Genomic DNA, 16479 nt, shown 5'->3' with positions numbered 1-16479 from the left:
AGTTTAGCTATTTCGGCGTTTACATCTGAGAGGGTGAAGTAAAGCGCCGGCGAAATTCGCTTGGGGCTAACCCCATAATTTTAGAAAACGTTTTTCGGCATGCGCCCGCATCGTCATAGCCCACTTGGTGGGCAATCCATTCAAAAGAGTGGGTGGAGGATTCCAACCAATCGCACGCTTTTTGAATACGTAAACGTTGCAAATACTGGATCGGATTGTAGCCTACGGCTTTTATAAACCGCCGTTGTAAGGTACGAGGTGTGACGTGAGCTTGTGCAGCTAACTCACTGATGCTGTGTGATTGGTGATAGTGATCATGCAACCAATGCTGAAGTTGGAGAACGATATCGTCACCGTGCAGCATACTCGGTGAAAATTGCTGGTAATAACGCTGTTCACGAGCTCCGGTATCAATCACCAACAGCTTACCCACCTGACGCATGATGGCTGGAGAGGTAAATTGTGCGACTAACTCCAACCCTAAATCTACCCAAGACATCATGCCACCGGCAGTAATAATATCGCCTTGGTTAATCAGAATTTCATCACTCTTTAACGTTATGTCTGGGAAGCGTTGTGAAAAAATTTGTGCCAATCCCCAATGCGTGGTCACACTTTTGTGGCGCAGTAATCCTGTGTCTGCCAGTAGAAAAACCCCCGCACAGGCCGCGCTAAGCAGGGCTCCTTTTTGATGCTGCTCAATCAGCCAGTCTAGTAAATTTTCCGAGAATATCGTGTTGCCAACTTGCTCACGACTTGGCGGTAAAACGATAGCGGCGTAAGACTGCTCCAGCAATGCGGAGTGAACATTTGGCCACTCCACAATCTGGCTTTCAAACTTAAATGTTTGATTAAGCTCTTGGCTGGCTCTGTTCGCCATCCAGAACATTTCATCCAAGCCATGAACAGCGGACAGTAAACAACCAGGATAAGCCACAATAGCGATTGATATAGAAGTCATCGATGATCTGTCGTTTTCGAACCGTAAAGTGTCATTTTAGACTCTGCAGCGTAAGAAGAAAAACCGAGAAAATACGCCATAGATTCACTAAGGAGAACGCTATGAACTCATCTGCACTGATTATCATCGATATTCAAAATGACTATTTCCCCAACGGCTTGTACCCACAATGGCAAGCGGAACAGGTGCTCGCGAACACTTTGCAAGCGGTCGACATCGCGCAACGTCATCAAATGCCGATCATTCTTGTGCAGCATATTGCTGACCCAAAGTTAGGCAGCGCGCCATTTTTTAATGCCAATACCGAGGGGGCAGAGTTGCATCCTAAATTAGTTGCAGCCGCTCCAGAAGGGATTGTGGTGGTCAAGGCACACGCTGATAGCTTTCTGAATACCGATTTAACTGAGTATTTGCAGCGCTTTGGTGTCAGCCAACTCTATTTATGTGGAATGATGACCCAGAACTGTATCACCCACACGGCTCTCTCCCCTCAAGCCGCGCCATATCAAGTTCGTGTACTCCCGCAAGCCTGCAGCTCAGTGGATGCGATGGTGCATGGTATTGCTTTACGCGCCTTGTCCGACCGCATCGCCATGCGAAGCTTGGATGATTTTGCAACGGAAGTGGCGGCACGTTAACCGCTGTGGCACACTGCATGCTCATTTAACCGACAAGGAGAAGTCGAATGTCTAGTGCCGTATCTCGCGTGCCTGCGGCGTCCAGTGCCGATGCTCTGGCGCATTTTGAAGCGTTGTTGCAGTTTGAAACCGATTGCTGGGATGTTCACCACGCGATCACCAATGAAAGACAAGATTTTGTGTTACTCGATGTGCGTGGTGAAGCCCTGTATGCCGAAGGACATGTGCCATTCGCCATCAGCTTGCCGCACTCACGCCTGAACGAAAAAACCTTAGCCGATTACCCGATGGATACATTGTTTGTGGTGTATTGTGCGGGGCCTCATTGCAATGGCACTGAAAAAGCGGCGATTCGCTTAGCCAAATTAGGTCGCCCAGTGAAGAAAATGATCGGCGGTGTGACCGGTTGGTTGGACGAAGGTTTTACGCTGGTCACAGAGTAGCTTGTTTCGACACTCCACCATTTGGATGCCATGTAAGATAAGCGGTCGCCTTTGTAAGCGGCCGCTTGTATTTTATTCTGCTAGCAGAATTTTTTTCAAAAGCTGTTCTAGCTGTCTTTGTTCTTGTTCTGTAAGCACTGCCAACATGCGATTCATATTGTCGACATGAGCATTTAATGCCTGGTCGATCAAGGTTTGCCCTTGCTCGGTTAAGGTTACCTTACAGCTGCGTCTGTCTTGATCGCTCGCGATACGCTGTACAAAGCCGCGTTGCACCAGCTGCTCAATGCGCGTGCTGATCGCACCGGAAGAGAGCATCAACGTTTGGTACAACTCTGTAGGTGTGATTTCGGTATTGTTACGACGGATTGTCGCCAGAATATCAAACTCTACTGGACTTAAATCAAAGAGTTGAAAGACTTGATCTAATTGAGGCTTCCAAAGTCCATGGGCGCGGCCTAACCGCCCAACGATGCCCATCGCAGAGCAATCCAGATCCGGCCTGACACTGCGCCATTGTTCAAGAATGGCATCCACTTTGTCATTTGGCACCGCGTTTTCTGATGACATGCTGTCGCTCCCCTGAAAATATCTTTTCAAAAAGATACTTGATCAAAAATCATTCTTCTATTATTTTCTAAAAAGTATCTTTTATAAAAGATACTTTCGCGTAAGTAAAGCTCTGCTAAATAGGGTAAATAATGAATACAACGTCAGGAATCAAAACGATACTACTTACTGCCATCGCCCCTATCGTATGGGGCAGTACTTATATCGTAACCACCGAAGTTCTACCTCCACACTCACCACTGATGGCTTCTTTAGTTCGAGCTTTACCCGCAGGGATATTGTTAGTGTTGTTTGCTCGATCCTTACCAACCGGAAATTGGTGGTGGCGTTTGCCAGTATTGGGTTTTTTTAATATTGGCTTCTTCTTTTACTGCTTATTTTTTGCGGCCACTGAATTACCGGGAGGAATGGCAGCATTGGTGATGTCATTCCAACCTATGTTGGTGATGACAATGAGCTGGGTTTTACTGAGCACTCGTATCACGCCTGTACAGTGGATCGCAGGGGGCATCGGAGTCATTGGGATCGGGTTATTAGTGCTTAACCAAACCGCAGCCTTGAGCATACAAGGTTTATTAGTCGCCTGTTTAGGAACACTCAGCATGGCCTCTGGCGTGGTTCTGACTAAAAAATGGGGTCGCCCCCAAGGCATGTCTACACTCGGCTTTACGGGCTGGCAATTATTGTTTGGTGGGATGTTTTTGCTGCCTACCACGCTGTGGATTGAAGGTATTCCCGAGCAAATTACCCCACTTAACTACCTTGGTTACGGATATCTGAGTGTAGTGGGCGCTATGTTGGCTTACTTTCTGTGGTTTCGTGGGATTGAGCAATTGCCCACGGTCACGGTGTCCTTTCTTGGTTTTTTAAGCAGTGTCTCGGCTTGCTTATTAGGTTATGTGATTCTCGATCAAGCGCTAACTTGGGGACAGCTTTTAGGTGCGAGCGCGATTTTTCTCTCGATCGTGCTGGCTATCCCTCGTTCCACCTCAACCACTTATTCAACAACAGCCTCTTTCAGTTTAAAAAGGAATTGATATGAAACTTACTCTCGTCTCTGGCAGCCAAAGAGCACAGTCACAAAGTTTGAATGTGGCGAACTACTTAAAAAGTCTCGCGGAACCACATTTTGATCAGATCGATATATTGGATTTACACGCATTGGATTTACCGTTTTGGAATGAAGGCGTCTGGCAGAACAGTGAGCAATGGCAGCCTTGGCGTAATGTTGCGCAGGGGCTGAAACAATCGGATGCATTTGTTTTCATCACTCCTGAATGGCACGGAATGGCAACTCCGGCATTGAAGAACTTTTTACTGCTGACGACGGATGACGAACTGGCACACAAACCCGCGTTGCTGGTAAGTGTGTCGGCCAGTATCAATGGCGTGTATCCCATCAGTGAGCTGCGTATGACGGGCAACAAGAATAATCACGTCTGTTTTTTACCGGATCATCTGATTTTTCGCGATTGTGAACCGCTCATCACCGCTGATCATCAGCTCACGGATCCCCAGATGCAGGCGCGCAGTGAATACACCATGACGTTACTGAGTGCCTACGCGACAGCACTTGCGCCAGTGCACCGTAACATGGTCAATTTGGGCAAAACGTTCCGTTACGGAATGTAAGCCGTTGATCTGAGTTTGGGCGAAACGTTTCTATTGCGAAATATTGCTGAACTGATACCGTCTGTGTCATTCAAAATATCGCAGTACAAGGGAGCGAAATGGAATATTTAGGCGCGAGTGCGTGGATTGCCATGCTATTGGTTTTCATGGGTTCCTTTGTGCAGACCGCGATCGGCTTTGGACTCGCGGTCGTTGCATCGCCGCTGCTGTTTCTTATTTCGCCGGACTATGTGCCATCACCGATCTGCTTAGTCGCGCTGTTTATTTCGGTGCTCAATGCGATGAAACATCGCGAGAGTATTTCGATTGGCGGCTTAAAAATGGCCTTAATTGGGCGCATTCCGGGATCGATTGTGGGTGGTTTGCTACTGATGTGGATTTCCACGCAGGCGTTGGCGCTGTGGCTTGGCTTGTTGGTGCTGTTTGCGGTAGCGGTAAGTTTGCTGCCGCTGCGTATTGAGCCGAACCCAACTCGAATGGGGATTGCGGGCTTTTTCTCCGGCGTATTTGGTACCAGCAGTGGCATCGGTGGTCCTCCAATGGCGCTCCTGCTGCAGCATCAAGAAGCCAATCAACTGCGCGGTAATTTGTCTGCCTTCTTTGTGTTTAGCTCGATCATCTCTTTGATGGTGCAATGGCCGACGGGCTTTTTAACCTGGCACCATGTGCTACTGACGGTGCCGCTGATCCCCGCCGCATGGCTGGGCTATGTGTTAGCTCGTAAAACCACTCACTCATTGCCAAAAGAAAAAATTCGCTTTGCGGCGTTGGCGCTCTGTTTGGTGAGTGGTGCGACTGCGGTGTGGCATGGATTTTTCTGATCATTCATTTTCTGTTCATGGTCGCCGAATTAGCGTTAGGCGCATGAAACACCTTCAACAACGTGAGGTAACGTAATGTTAAGAACACTAGGCAACATTATTTGGTTTTTATGCGGCGGTATAGTGATGGGATTGGCTTGGTGGCTAGTGGGAGTATTGGCGTTTATTAGCGTCATTGGCATTCCGTGGGGACGCGCTTGTTTTGTGATCGGTAATTTCTCATTCTGGCCGTTTGGTTATGAAGCCATTTCCCGGGATGAATTAACGGATCAAACCGACATTGGTACCAGCGGTTTTGGCGTTTTGGGCAATATTATTTGGTTTATTTTGGCCGGTTTTTGGCTAGCGGTGGGGCATATTTTGTCTGCGGTGGCCTGTTTTATCACCATCATCGGCATTCCGTTTGCGTTGCAGCATTTAAAACTGGCGGTGATTTCATTGGCACCGATTGGTAAAACCGTGGTGCCGATTGAAGAAGCCGCGCGTGCGCGTTATCGCGCTCGTTAATAGGCTTTAATGCCGAACTCACGCAATTTCGCGGGCAAAATGTCATCCAGTTGCGTGATCTCATAAGGCTGAATCTCAATTAACCCTAACCCGTGTGCTTGATAGAGTGCGCGGGTTTTTTGTTGCTCACTCGGAGCAATGTCACCTTCATCTGTTCCCCAAAATTGCAAATAGACCTTGCCGCTTGGTAGATAAAAATCACTGGTCACTTCTTCTTCAATCGGCAGTGGGCGCTGGTAAGCGTGTACCACGCCAGCCAGATACAGCCAGTTATCAATCAGCAGTTCACCCGTGGAACGCACATAGTGCCCATCCAAAGTGCGGTGTTTGGCAGCAAACTTCTGGCGAAAGCTGGAATATGATTTATCGGTCGCGTGAGCTTGTGCTTCTTGGCCGAGAAATTCCACCACGGATTGGCGTAAGTGGCGGTTACGCAGGATGGCTTCATGCCAAACCACAAACCCATTGCCTGAGCTTTTCTCTTCACGCTGCTGCGCTCCGGCACGTAGGCCGCTCTCGGTGGCGTGCCACCCAGCTTCGCTGCGCGCTATCCAGCCTAATTCACTGAATAACTGATTCATTTTCTTCGGGTTCAATTTGAAGTATTCCCCGACTTGCGTGGCGGTGAGTGTTTGGCCGGAGGTGGCGTGTAAGTCGATCAGCAAGTTTTCCGGCCAGACAATAAAACGCCCAAACTTAGGGTGTTGGGCATATTCTCCGCCAAATTTGGTGCCGAGATCGGTCAATATCCACTGCTCATCATGACGATGGATGTAACCCGCGGTTTTCAAATCCTGAAACAGCTGTTTGGCATCTTGCTGGCGCTTTTTTGCCAAGGCGGAGGTGGAAAGTTTGTCGGCCATGCGAACTTCCTTTGTGTTACTGACTCAAGTGCTGACAAATGGCTTCAGCCAGTTGGTGGCTAGCTAAGTTACGTTCAATACTATGAGTGGGTAGTTTGCCTGCCGCTGCAACCTGTAACCAATCTTGCACCATAGCTTCAAAGCCTTTACTGGCGAGCATTGGTGTCCAATCTTTCAATGCCACTCGACTTTCTTGGTTATCTCGCCACATTTTGCCTTGAGTAAAGGAATCAAACTGATAAGCCACATTGTCATAGCTCGCGGTCACCTGTTCGGTAGTGATACCAAACTGACGATTCATCGAAGCGTGCAGTAAGGTATCGCCCGCTTGCCATTGAATATCAAGGCGTGCAAGTTGCCCGCTGCTGATGTGATGGGTCAAATGAATATCGTCTAAGTTGCGTTGACGCGAAAGGTTGACGCTATCTAGAGGATGAATGAAATCATCAAACACAAACGTGCGAATATCGCCGGGCAGGGCATGGCGATGTTTTTCCCAACGTAGTGAACGCAGTGCACCGCATTCCTGTTGGTGCAGTTCGGGCAGATGTTGGTTATAAAGCGGGATATGGCGGCGGTTAAATCCGACATAAAGTGGCTGGCGATGCTTTTCGGCAAGCTCATACAAGGTTTCACATTCTTGCGCGCTCGCCGCGAGCGGTTTATCGACAAAGGTTGGAATGCCTTGAGCGAGGAAAAAGGCCGCCAAGGTACTGTGTACCTCTGTTGCGGCGTGGGTCATCACCGCCTCGACACCATGCTGCAACACATCACGATAGTCAGTGCATGCGGCACTGACTCGATAGCGTGCAGCCAATGCTTGCAGAGTGTGCGGGTTGCGAGTACATAAAATCAGTTCAACATCGGGTAGTTGGGCTAATACGGGCAGGTAGGCTTTTTGGGCGATATCCCCTAGACCAATCATAGCGACTTTCATGCTTCACTCATCTGTCATCCGAAATAGGTCTCAGGCTAACACGATACGTAGACAAGATGAAAAATGGATGTGAGAGTTGAGTGGGGATCACACTAAATTTGTGTGCACCTAAACGTTAAAATGGGCTGTCTTTGTTGAGTGCATTACAAATTTGAATGATCGCCAGAGAGAGCCCAGATTTGATCACTTGTTGTTGGCGCTGCAACTGCAGGTGGTAAAAGCTGAGGTCAATATCGTCATCGGGCTCCACCACGTTTAAGTGCAACATGCCCATTTTTTTGACCAGATTGAGTGCCTTGATGGGCGCAAGAATTTGCGGGTCAGTGAATTGGTACTCGGTGGCATCATGGTTGAGCTGATTGCGCAGTTTGATCAGGTGTTCAATATCGTGAAATACCTCATCTGGGATCACGCCTAAACCAAATAAAAGTTTCAGGCGAACGGTAAGATCACCCAGCGGCCCTGTATCGTGCAAGAGTGGTTCGACTACGGATTTCACCGCGAAATTGTCTTTACGGAAAATACGTTGCATCAGTGCATCAATGGCTTCGGTTAGCACATCAACCGTTGTAATGAAGAATCCTCGTACCGTGTGGGTCTGATTCAAGCGCTCCAGAATGTCGGATTCGTTAATTTTTTCTGCCATAAACTGATCTGTTGTTGAGTTAAGTCGAGAGCGAGTTTCTGCTCTCGACATAGTAAGCATTGAGAAAGACTTATTGTGCAAGCTAAGCTGCCAAATGGATGCTTAGACGAGCGGTTGGTCTTTCATCATGCTGAATGTTCAATCCATTTGTTGATAGAGAGCTTCAATTTGTTGCGCTTCAATACTGTCTGCTGCCAACCCTGTGTAGCGGGCAAGTGTAGAGCGAACGCCTTCTTTTTCAATACTTTGTTGTAATTCGACGGCTTGGGGATCACTGCTATTGCGATATTTCAGCGCTGCGGCAATCCCTTTCAATAACATGCTGTTTGGTAAGCCGTACTCAATTGTACCGAGTAACGGTTTGATTAATCTATCATTTGTGCCAAGTTTTCTCAGCGGTTGGCGCCCAACGCGATCCACTTCATCCACCAGATAAGGATTGGCAAAGCGGCTTAGGATTTTCTCGATGTAGGCGCTGTGCAGCGCGCGATCAAAACCATAGCGGCGGATCAGCACTTCGCCGCTCTCCTGCATTGCTTGTTTCACCTGTGCATGAATGCTCGGATCTTCAATCGCTTCACGGATGGTGCGGTGACCTTTCAAACAACCCAGATAAGCCGTCACACAGTGACCCGTGTTCAGAGTAAACAGTTTGCGTTCGACAAACGCCATCAGATTGTTCGTTTTTTCCATCCCCTCAATCTGCGGGATCTCGCCTTTAAACTGCTGCTCATCAACAATCCATTCGCTAAAGCTTTCTACGGTCACTTCCAGCGGGTCATCGTTGGCCGCTTGCAGCGGCGGCACAATGCGATCGACCGCGGAATCCACAAAGCCCACTAAAGCATCGGCTTGTTGCTGCTCTTCGGTAGTCAGGAATTGATACACCTGCTGCTTAAGGTGAGTGGTACCGCGCACCATATTCTCACAGGCGATGATGTTGAGTGGTTGAGCATTGCCTGCGGCAAAGCGAGCGCTCAAACCCTTGGCGATGGTTTTGGCAATAATATCGAGTACCGTTGGCCCCACTGCTGTGGTGACTAAATCGGTTTTGATAATCCGCTCGATCAAGGCTTCACTGGCACTGTTGACGGCGGTGACGTGGCTAACGGTTTCCATTTTGCATTCGCTACCGACCACTTTGACTTTGTATGCTTGTTGATGACTCAGTTGATCCACAAGGGGTTCGTTGACATCGGCGAAGGTGACGGCAATGTCCGCATCCGCCAGAAGTTTGCCAATAAAACCGCGGCCAATGTTGCCTGCACCAAAATGAACTGCATTCTTTTTCATCTTTACCTACCTCAATGTTGAATGTTTCTCTCACTGCCTGAGGTGAGGTCAGCCACATAGGGGGCGTCGCTGACCTCGTTTTGCCTCAGGAGCAAAAACGTTATGCCGCTTGGCTGGTCGCCAAAATGCTCAGTACATCACTCACATCAAGGGTTGAGGTGAGCTTGTCGATCGCACTAGGGTCATCGAGGGCATTGGTAATGGTGGTAATGACTTGAATATGCTCATCATTTTTAGCCGCGATACCAATCACGAGTTTGGCAACATCGCTACTGTCATCGCTAAAGGCCACGCCTTGTGGGTATTGGCAAATCACGATACCGGTTTTGATCACGCGATCTTTGGCATCCACGGTACCGTGAGGTACGGCGATAGATTCACCAAGGTAGGTCGAAACCAGCTTTTCACGCTCGAACATGGCATCGACGTACTCTGGGTGGACGTAACCCAGTTCAACTAATTTGTTACCCGCGAAGCGAATGGCCTCTTCTTTATTTTGGGCGTTTAGGCCAAGGTGAATGTTCTCTTTTTGCAGTTGAAAAACACTCGGCGGCTGCACTTCAAAACTGTCATCGTTGGCGGCCAAGATCGAAGGCTTGATCAACTGGCTATCATTGGCCGCCTGACGCTTTGCGGCGATAAGCTGAGTCACGAGCTGGCTGTATAGCGCACTGTCTAGGAAGTTATTGAGTGAAATATGCTCGGCATTTGGCGCATGTTTGCGTGCACGGTCTGTCAAATCTTGATGGGTAATCACGATATCCACATCCACGGGCAGTGAGTTAATCGCCATATTGGTCACTTTGACAGGCAAGCCGACTTCCTGCACTTTTTTGCGCAACATGCTCGCACCCATAGCACTGGAACCCATACCCGCATCACAAGCAACGATGATGCTTTGTACATTCGCCATGTCGATTTTTTTGCTTTGAGTAGCAGCTGGTGTCGCTTGACCTTTTGAACCCGCTTTCATCTCTTGCATTTTCGAGGTGGCTTTTACCAACGCGTCTTTATCGCCATCTTGCTCTGTCGAGGTTTGTGCTTTCATCAGTAGCGCTGCGACGGCGAAAGAAACCGCTGCTGCTGCAAAGATAGAGCACAGCACGCCTAAGATTGAGCCTTTGTTAGTCATCAGCAGAACCGCGAAAATCGAGCCGGGAGAGGCTGGAGATACCAGACCTGCATTAAATACGGTGAGCGTAAACACACCTGTCATACCGCCCGCAATCGCTGCCAAAATCAGGCGTGGATTCATCAGAATGTAAGGGAAATAGATTTCGTGAATACCACCGAAGAAATGGATGATGGTTGCACCGCCCGCGGTTTGACGAGCCGTTCCTTTACCAAACACCATGTACGCCAGCAAAATACCAAGGCCTGGACCCGGGTTGGCTTCAATCAAGAAGAAAATAGATTGGCCTGTTTCATTGGCTTGTTGGATCCCCAGTGGTGAGAAAATACCGTGGTTGATCGCGTTGTTGAGGAACAGGATTTTGGCTGGTTCAACAAAGATGGACGTCAGAGGGAGCAGGTGAGCGGTTACGAGGAAGTTAACCCCAGCCGCTAATGCGCCTGACAACACTTTCACAAATGGGCCGATCAGGAAGAAGGCGATGATGGCACATAGCATCCCGATGATGCCGGCTGAGAAGTTGTTCACCAACATTTCAAAGCCACTACGTACTTTGCCATCCACTTTGTTATCGAAAGTTTTGATCGCCCAACCGCCCATAGGGCCGACGATCATCGCGCCCATGAACATGGGAATATCAGTACCGACAATCACGCCCATTGTGGTGATGGCGCCCACCACCGCACCGCGTTCACCACCGACCAGTTTACCGCCGGTATAACCGATCAAAAGCGGCAGTAAATACGTAATCATAGGGCCAACCAAAGAGGCTAATGTCTCATTGGGTACCCAACCTGTTGGAATGAAAAGCGCAGTAATAAAACCCCACGCAATAAAAGCGCCGATATTCGGCATGACCATGTTTGATAAGAAACGGCCAAAATTTTGTATCTTGACCTTGGCGTCTGATGATATCATCGCGTCCCCCGTTGGATGTTCCGTTTGAATTTAATCGTAGTAACGGTTTGGCAAAAAACCGTTGATTGCTTAGTACACAATCACTCTACCACACAAATTTCGAATGGAATCACCAACGGGTTTTTTGTGATCTTTGTAGCGAATATGTTGAGTAAATGCCGATTTTTTAGTGATCGCTTTCAACTTTTCGTCATGTAAATTTAATACAAATTTAACTAAATTCATTTGTCAATGGATTTCAAATGATCAGTGTCTCTAATTTGATTTTTTGTTATCACAATAAATGTTGATGTAGTTCACAATTATTAATTCCATTTAAACGAAAAATAAGTGTCAAGGTGATTTTTGTCACATTTTGTTCGGTTTTGATGCTTCCTTTCCTATATCTCTTTTCAATTATTGTTCAATTTGTAATTTAGCTACGAAATCTATCCCCGTTTTTTGTGCCTAACGGCATCTAGCGAGTCTGAAAAATGGCTTGGCTTAATTCACAAAATACACACTAAGGTTGTGAGTTGGCTTCAATCACCCTGCGCAAAAGGTTTAGGCAAGGAGGATTCCTTGTTATCATCCGCCCCACTTTACGATCCAGATGAAGAACAAAGATCAATATGAAAGAGAGAGTGATTGTCTCGGTTTCCTCGATTCACGGAACCCAGCATTTTCATTTGGATAGAGTTTTTCGCCTCGTTCTCAAAACGCTCGGTTATACCACTTTAATTGGTATCGTAGCCGTTGGGGGCGTGATTTATTATCTGAAGAACCAAGTCGATTTTGCCAAGCTCAAGCAGCAAGAGTTGGAAAACCAATCCATGTCGCTTTTAGAAGAAGTGACGTCGCTGCGTGAGCTCAAAGAGACTCTGGAAAATGATTTGACGGTACGTGAAGAGAAAATTCAGATCGTTTCCGATCGCTTAGGCGATTTAGAAAAAGTGCTCGGTGTTGATGAAAGTGGTGCGGAGTTAGAATCTCGCTTGGATGCTGCGGCGATCACATCGTCAGTTCGTACGTTGATGCTAGCGCAAATTCCTAGTGGCTCACCGGTGCCGGGGGCGCGAATTTCCTCTGGCTACGGTAAGCGTGTACACCCAGTGACCAAGCAAGCCAAATTACATCGTGGGCAGGATTTTGCGGTCAATATCGGAACCCCAATTTATGCCCCTGCAGATGGTGTGGTCGAAGTGACTCGTGCCAGCAAAGTCGGCTCTGGGAATTTTATCCGCTTGTTGCATGCGTATGGCTTCAGCAGTTCGTATTCACATATGCAGAAGTTTGCCGTGAAAAGTGGCGAATTTGTGCAAAAAGGCGATTTATTGGGCTACTCCGGCAACACGGGGTTGTCGTCAGGGCCACATCTGCATTACGAGATTCGTTTTATTGGTCGATCACTCGACCCACGACCTTTTGTCGATTGGGGCGTCAATGATTTTGAAACCATATTCACTAAAGTAAGAGGTATACGATGGGAATCTTTAGTAAACAAAGTCGAGCAAAGAGTCAGCTCTCAGCTACAACTCTCATCGCAAAAGGTAGCCACATCGCCGGAGAGCTAAAAGTGGAAAGCAGCATTCAGGTTGATGGTCTCGTCGATGGCGAACTGCATGTGGATAAAACACTGGTGATCAGTGAAAGCGGTGTGGTTCGTGGCGACATTTTTGCTGACCATTTGATTATTAATGGCCAATTTGAAGGTACGGCACACGCCGGAAAAATTGAGATCCTTAACAAGGGTCGTGTCAATGGCACGCTGTTCAGCGATGATCTCAGTATTGAACAAGGCGGCCGTTTTACGGGCAACACCCACCCTTCACCAGAGCATCAAGTGGTTGATTTTAAAGATGCCAAAGCGACAGCTGAAGGTTAACTTAACGCTAAGTCGCAACAAAAGAGAGGCAGTCGCCTCTAATGCCGATCAGTTAAGACTTTAATCGGCAGATCAGTTGAACGATCCTGCCTGTATGTAAAAATCCGGTAGACCCTGTTTATCGGATTTTTTTATGCACGTTTCTCAAGCCCTCGACATCATCAACAGTTATAAACCCAATCACGTTGAAACACTCGCAGACCTCCTGCCCATTGAACTCATCAATAGTGCTTATCAGCTTACGGATACCGTGACTCTAAGAAAACGAAAGCTCACTTTAGAGTCGATGGCATGGTTACTGGTTGGCATGGCTATCTATAACGATAAATCCATGGCTGACATTGTAAATATGCTCGATATTGTTGACCGCACAGGCAAGCCATTCGTTGCTCCAAGTGCATTAACACAGCGAAGAAAAAACCTTGGTGAGTCAGCGGCTAAAGCGCTCTTTGAGTGTACGCAACGTCATTGGTTCAAACAGGCTAACTTACCAAACTGGAACGGACTTACGTTACTGGGTGTTGATGGGGTTTTATGGCGAACAGAAGACTCAAAAGATAACGCTGAAGCGTTTGCTAAGCCCACTAATCGGGATGGTAAAGAAACACAGTACCCACAGGTACGTATGGTCTGTCAGATGGAGCTGAGCAGTCACTTAATCACAGGCAGCGCTTTTGGCTGTTATACCGTTAATGAAATGAAGCTGGCAGAGCAGCTTATCGACACAACCCCCGATAACAGCTTAACGCTCTTCGACAAAGGCTTTTACTCCCTAGGTTTACTTCAAGCATGGTGTTCGCAAGGCATCAATCGACATTGGCTTATCCCCATGAAAAAAGGGCTGATTTATGAAGTTGTTCAGTCTTTTGGCCGACAAGATAAACTGATAAAACTGAAGAGTAACCCGCAAGCGCGTAAGAAATGGCCAGAGCTAGAAGAAGAGGTAGTGGTACGTTTAATCACGAGAGCTAAAGAGGGGAAACAATACGATGTTCTCACCTCAATGGTTGACCCGATGCGTTATCCGAAATCAGATATAGTCGGTTTATATGAATACCGTTGGGAAATTGAACAGGGGTACCGAGAGCAAAAGCAATACATGCTTGGTAACCGTCTTACACTGCGAAGCCGACTCCCAGAGCTGGTGAGACAAGAGCTCTGGGGAATACTCCTGACATACAACTTAGTCAGATATCAAATGGTGCAGATGTGTAATACGTTGAATGGAGACTACTTGCCATACCAACTGAGCTTCAATGGAGCCTTAGCCCACATCATGCGCCTAATAGTGGGACTTCCCTACTCGTCACCAGGAGCAATACCAAGGCAACTGCAAAACTTCTACGCAATGAGTGGAAGCTTAATACTTGAGCCAAGGCGAGAAAGAGCCTTCCCTAGAGTCGTGAAGAAGAAGCCAAGCCGATACCCTAGAAAATACAATGCCGCTCACCTTAAGTGAACGGCATTAGGCAGTCGCCTCTCTTTGTTTTTGTACAACGGATGGGTGCAAAGCGCGTTATAAACTCGTTTGATGCTCCGCAATCAGCAGTGACATCTGCTCATCGGCACGTTCTTGTGCGCTTGCAAAATCTTCGCCAGCCGTAAACGGTGTCACCACCTCGTAGTAACACTTGAGCTTAGGTTCAGTTCCCGATGGGCGCACAATCACGCGAGCGCCACCATCCAGATGGTAGATCAGCACATCACTGGCAGGTAGGGTAATCGCTTCGGTTTTGCCATCGGCAAAGGTGCGGCGAGCCAGTTTAAAATCTTCCACGATGAGCACTTTGCGCCCTGCAATATCCGCTGGTGGCGTGGCACGCAATTTATCGCCCACCGGAGGCGAATTGGGTGCCAGCGCAATGCTGCGCTGCGCATTCACGTGCAGACCATGCTGGCGATACAGGGCTTCAAGCTGATCCCATACCGTTTTGCCTTGTGCATTAAGCTCTGCCGCCAGTTGAGCAAACGCGACTAGAGCAGAAAGGCCATCCTTATCCCACACTGTGCTGCCAATGGTGTATCCCAAGGCTTCTTCATAAGCGAACAGGAATTGGTGCTGCTCGGTTTGCTCTTGCATCGCCACGTTGGTCAACCATTTAAAACCCGTGAGGGTTTGGTAATAACGCGCGCCATGAGCCGCGGCAATTTTGCTGAGCAAGCTGGAAGAGACGATGGTGTTGCCGACCAGTTGACGATGAGCATCGGTTTGCGAGAGCAGATAGTGACCAAACAGAGAGCCGACTTGATCGCCGGTCAGCATTTGATACTCACCATCGGCTTTACGCGCGGCAACCGCGAAGCGATCCGCATCAGGGTCATTAGCACAGGCAAGGTGAGCGCCGACTTTTTTGGCCAGTGCCATCACCATATCCATCGCGCCCGCTTCTTCAGGGTTCGGGAAGTTGACGGTTGGGAATGTGCCATCCGGCTCGCGCTGTTCCTTCACGCTGCTAACGTGAGTAAAACCAGCATCGGCGAGTAAGGTTTCTGCCATATTGGCACCCACACCATGCATCGCAGTGTAAGCCAAGCTCAGTGCTTGCGGCTTAGTGTGATGCTGCAACAGTGGGCTTGCACCAATGGTTTTACGGTAAGTTTGGTAATACTCATCACGCAGCCAATGCAGCAAGCCTTGTTGCTCAGCCTGTTCAAGGGCGAGATAAGGAATCGCTTGCTGCGCCGCTTGGTCGATACAAGCCGCAATACCTGCATCATGCGGCGGAATAATTTGCGCGCCGTTTTCCCAATACACTTTAAACCCGTTGTATTCCGGCGGATTGTGGCTTGCGGTCACTACCACCGCGGCGGCCGCATTGAAGTGGCGCACGCCGAAAGCCACGATCGGGGTCGCGGCCACTTGGTAGGTCAAATACGTTTTGATGCCGAGTGAAGTCAGCACGCTGGCAGTATCGTGAGCGAACTGCTTTGAATCTGGGCGGCCATCGTAACCAATCACTACGCCGCGGTTTTTAGCATCGGGTAATTGAGCAATCAGGTAATGCCCCAAACCCGCCGCCGTTTCTTGGATCACTAAACGATTCATTCGGTTAGGGCCACAGCCGACTTTGCCACGTAAACCCGCAGTACCAAATTCAAGGCGTGATTGAAAGCGCTCGGCAATCTGCGCGTCTTGCTGAGTATCGATCAACTGTTGCAATTCTTGACGAGTTTTAGGGTCCGGATCTCTGGCCAACCAGTGTGTGACTTGTGAATTCATGGGGTCACCTTTGTCTATTGAGGTTTTGAAGTTT

General features: G+C 48.3%; 17 protein-coding genes. 9 read left to right on the top strand and 8 right to left on the bottom strand.

Annotated features, from left to right (window positions below; all coding sequences use genetic code 11):
* Positions 1-19: 19 nt before the first annotated feature.
* Positions 20-961: a GlxA family transcriptional regulator gene (locus MKA69_RS13360; protein ID WP_000200840.1), complete on the bottom strand. Its 942-nt coding sequence runs from the start codon at positions 959-961 to the stop codon at positions 20-22.
* Between the two features lie 101 nt (positions 962-1062).
* On the opposite strand from MKA69_RS13360, the gene MKA69_RS13355 reads away from it, so the two are divergent.
* A complete protein-coding gene (locus MKA69_RS13355; protein ID WP_055043998.1) occupies positions 1063-1599 on the top strand; it encodes a cysteine hydrolase family protein in 537 nt (178 codons plus the stop codon).
* Between the two features lie 47 nt (positions 1600-1646).
* Entirely contained in the window at positions 1647-2042 is a 396-nt protein-coding gene (locus MKA69_RS13350) for a rhodanese-like domain-containing protein (RefSeq protein ID WP_305848266.1), read from the top strand.
* Positions 2043-2114: 72 nt separating this feature from the next.
* Here the strand turns inward: MKA69_RS13350 and MKA69_RS13345 are convergent, their stop codons facing one another.
* Complete coding sequence (locus MKA69_RS13345; protein ID WP_305848265.1) at positions 2115-2612, bottom strand: MarR family winged helix-turn-helix transcriptional regulator; 498 nt, start codon at positions 2610-2612, stop codon at positions 2115-2117.
* Positions 2613-2743: 131 nt separating this feature from the next.
* On the opposite strand from MKA69_RS13345, the gene MKA69_RS13340 reads away from it, so the two are divergent.
* From MKA69_RS13340 to MKA69_RS13325, 4 genes are all read left to right on the top strand, one after another.
* Complete coding sequence (locus MKA69_RS13340; protein ID WP_095474985.1) at positions 2744-3649, top strand: EamA family transporter; 906 nt, start codon at positions 2744-2746, stop codon at positions 3647-3649.
* 1 nt (position 3650) lies between these two features.
* Positions 3651-4244: an NADPH-dependent FMN reductase gene (locus MKA69_RS13335; protein ID WP_305848264.1), complete on the top strand. Its 594-nt coding sequence runs from the start codon at positions 3651-3653 to the stop codon at positions 4242-4244.
* Between the two features lie 98 nt (positions 4245-4342).
* Complete coding sequence (locus MKA69_RS13330; protein ID WP_000456112.1) at positions 4343-5065, top strand: sulfite exporter TauE/SafE family protein; 723 nt, start codon at positions 4343-4345, stop codon at positions 5063-5065.
* A gap of 75 nt (positions 5066-5140) precedes the next feature.
* Positions 5141-5572 carry a YccF domain-containing protein gene (locus tag MKA69_RS13325; RefSeq protein WP_305848263.1) on the top strand — a complete coding sequence of 144 codons (432 nt, stop codon included), beginning with the start codon at positions 5141-5143 and terminating at the stop codon, positions 5570-5572.
* Here MKA69_RS13325 and MKA69_RS13320 read toward each other — a convergent pair.
* The 5 genes from MKA69_RS13320 to MKA69_RS13300 form a co-directional block, all read right to left on the bottom strand.
* A complete protein-coding gene (locus MKA69_RS13320; RefSeq protein ID WP_305848262.1) occupies positions 5569-6435 on the bottom strand; it encodes a glycerol kinase in 867 nt (288 codons plus the stop codon). The genes MKA69_RS13325 and MKA69_RS13320 overlap by 4 nt on opposite strands.
* A 16-nt stretch (positions 6436-6451) precedes the next feature.
* On the bottom strand, positions 6452-7372 hold the full coding sequence (locus tag MKA69_RS13315; RefSeq protein WP_305848261.1) for a Gfo/Idh/MocA family protein: 921 nt from the start codon (positions 7370-7372) through the stop codon (positions 6452-6454).
* Between the two features lie 115 nt (positions 7373-7487).
* Positions 7488-8018 carry an MltR family transcriptional regulator gene (locus tag MKA69_RS13310; RefSeq protein WP_000818298.1) on the bottom strand — a complete coding sequence of 177 codons (531 nt, stop codon included), beginning with the start codon at positions 8016-8018 and terminating at the stop codon, positions 7488-7490.
* A 138-nt stretch (positions 8019-8156) separates the two neighbouring features.
* Positions 8157-9311 (bottom strand): mannitol-1-phosphate 5-dehydrogenase, encoded by a 1155-nt coding sequence (locus MKA69_RS13305; RefSeq protein WP_305848260.1) that lies wholly within the window; start codon positions 9309-9311, stop codon positions 8157-8159.
* Between the two features lie 100 nt (positions 9312-9411).
* Complete coding sequence (locus tag MKA69_RS13300) at positions 9412-11361, bottom strand: PTS mannitol transporter subunit IICBA (RefSeq protein ID WP_305848259.1); 1950 nt, start codon at positions 11359-11361, stop codon at positions 9412-9414.
* 611 nt (positions 11362-11972) lie between these two features.
* Here MKA69_RS13300 and MKA69_RS13295 point away from each other — a divergent pair.
* The 3 genes from MKA69_RS13295 (at position 11973) to MKA69_RS13285 (ending at position 14684) form a co-directional block, all read left to right on the top strand.
* The gene (locus MKA69_RS13295; RefSeq protein WP_000664682.1) at positions 11973-12914 is read left to right on the top strand and encodes a M23 family metallopeptidase; all 942 of its coding nucleotides are present in this window, start codon (positions 11973-11975) and stop codon (positions 12912-12914) included.
* A gap of 2 nt (positions 12915-12916) precedes the next feature.
* Positions 12917-13225, top strand: a complete 309-nt coding sequence (locus tag MKA69_RS13290; RefSeq protein WP_305848258.1) for a polymer-forming cytoskeletal protein — start codon at positions 12917-12919, stop codon at positions 13223-13225.
* A gap of 133 nt (positions 13226-13358) precedes the next feature.
* Positions 13359-14684, top strand: a complete 1326-nt coding sequence (locus MKA69_RS13285) for an IS4 family transposase (protein ID WP_305847582.1) — start codon at positions 13359-13361, stop codon at positions 14682-14684.
* 57 nt (positions 14685-14741) lie between these two features.
* Here the strand turns inward: MKA69_RS13285 and MKA69_RS13280 are convergent, their stop codons facing one another.
* Positions 14742-16445 (bottom strand): phospho-sugar mutase, encoded by a 1704-nt coding sequence (locus MKA69_RS13280; RefSeq protein WP_001088324.1) that lies wholly within the window; start codon positions 16443-16445, stop codon positions 14742-14744.
* Positions 16446-16479: the final 34 nt, after the last annotated feature.

Source organism: Vibrio sp. AH4, from assembly GCF_030710545.1.
Classification (GTDB): domain Bacteria; phylum Pseudomonadota; class Gammaproteobacteria; order Enterobacterales; family Vibrionaceae; genus Vibrio; species Vibrio metoecus.
This window is presented reverse-complemented; position numbering and strand designations above follow the sequence as displayed.

Excerpts from the sequence above, each read along its gene's own strand:
- MKA69_RS13360 (WP_000200840.1), bottom strand. The coding sequence starts at position 961 with ATGACTTCTATATCAATCGCTATTGTGGCTTATCCTGGTTGTTTACTG.
- MKA69_RS13355 (WP_055043998.1), top strand. The coding sequence starts at position 1,063 with ATGAACTCATCTGCACTGATTATCATCGATATTCAAAATGACTATTTC.
- MKA69_RS13350 (WP_305848266.1), top strand. The coding sequence starts at position 1,647 with ATGTCTAGTGCCGTATCTCGCGTGCCTGCGGCGTCCAGTGCCGATGCT.
- MKA69_RS13345 (WP_305848265.1), bottom strand. The coding sequence starts at position 2,612 with ATGTCATCAGAAAACGCGGTGCCAAATGACAAAGTGGATGCCATTCTT.
- MKA69_RS13340 (WP_095474985.1), top strand. The coding sequence starts at position 2,744 with ATGAATACAACGTCAGGAATCAAAACGATACTACTTACTGCCATCGCC.
- MKA69_RS13335 (WP_305848264.1), top strand. The coding sequence starts at position 3,651 with ATGAAACTTACTCTCGTCTCTGGCAGCCAAAGAGCACAGTCACAAAGT.
- MKA69_RS13330 (WP_000456112.1), top strand. The coding sequence starts at position 4,343 with ATGGAATATTTAGGCGCGAGTGCGTGGATTGCCATGCTATTGGTTTTC.
- MKA69_RS13325 (WP_305848263.1), top strand. The coding sequence starts at position 5,141 with ATGTTAAGAACACTAGGCAACATTATTTGGTTTTTATGCGGCGGTATA.
- MKA69_RS13320 (WP_305848262.1), bottom strand. The coding sequence starts at position 6,435 with ATGGCCGACAAACTTTCCACCTCCGCCTTGGCAAAAAAGCGCCAGCAA.
- MKA69_RS13315 (WP_305848261.1), bottom strand. The coding sequence starts at position 7,372 with ATGAAAGTCGCTATGATTGGTCTAGGGGATATCGCCCAAAAAGCCTAC.
- MKA69_RS13310 (WP_000818298.1), bottom strand. The coding sequence starts at position 8,018 with ATGGCAGAAAAAATTAACGAATCCGACATTCTGGAGCGCTTGAATCAG.
- MKA69_RS13305 (WP_305848260.1), bottom strand. The coding sequence starts at position 9,311 with ATGAAAAAGAATGCAGTTCATTTTGGTGCAGGCAACATTGGCCGCGGT.
- MKA69_RS13300 (WP_305848259.1), bottom strand. The coding sequence starts at position 11,361 with ATGATATCATCAGACGCCAAGGTCAAGATACAAAATTTTGGCCGTTTC.
- MKA69_RS13295 (WP_000664682.1), top strand. The coding sequence starts at position 11,973 with ATGAAAGAGAGAGTGATTGTCTCGGTTTCCTCGATTCACGGAACCCAG.
- MKA69_RS13285 (WP_305847582.1), top strand. The coding sequence starts at position 13,359 with ATGCACGTTTCTCAAGCCCTCGACATCATCAACAGTTATAAACCCAAT.
- MKA69_RS13280 (WP_001088324.1), bottom strand. The coding sequence starts at position 16,445 with ATGAATTCACAAGTCACACACTGGTTGGCCAGAGATCCGGACCCTAAA.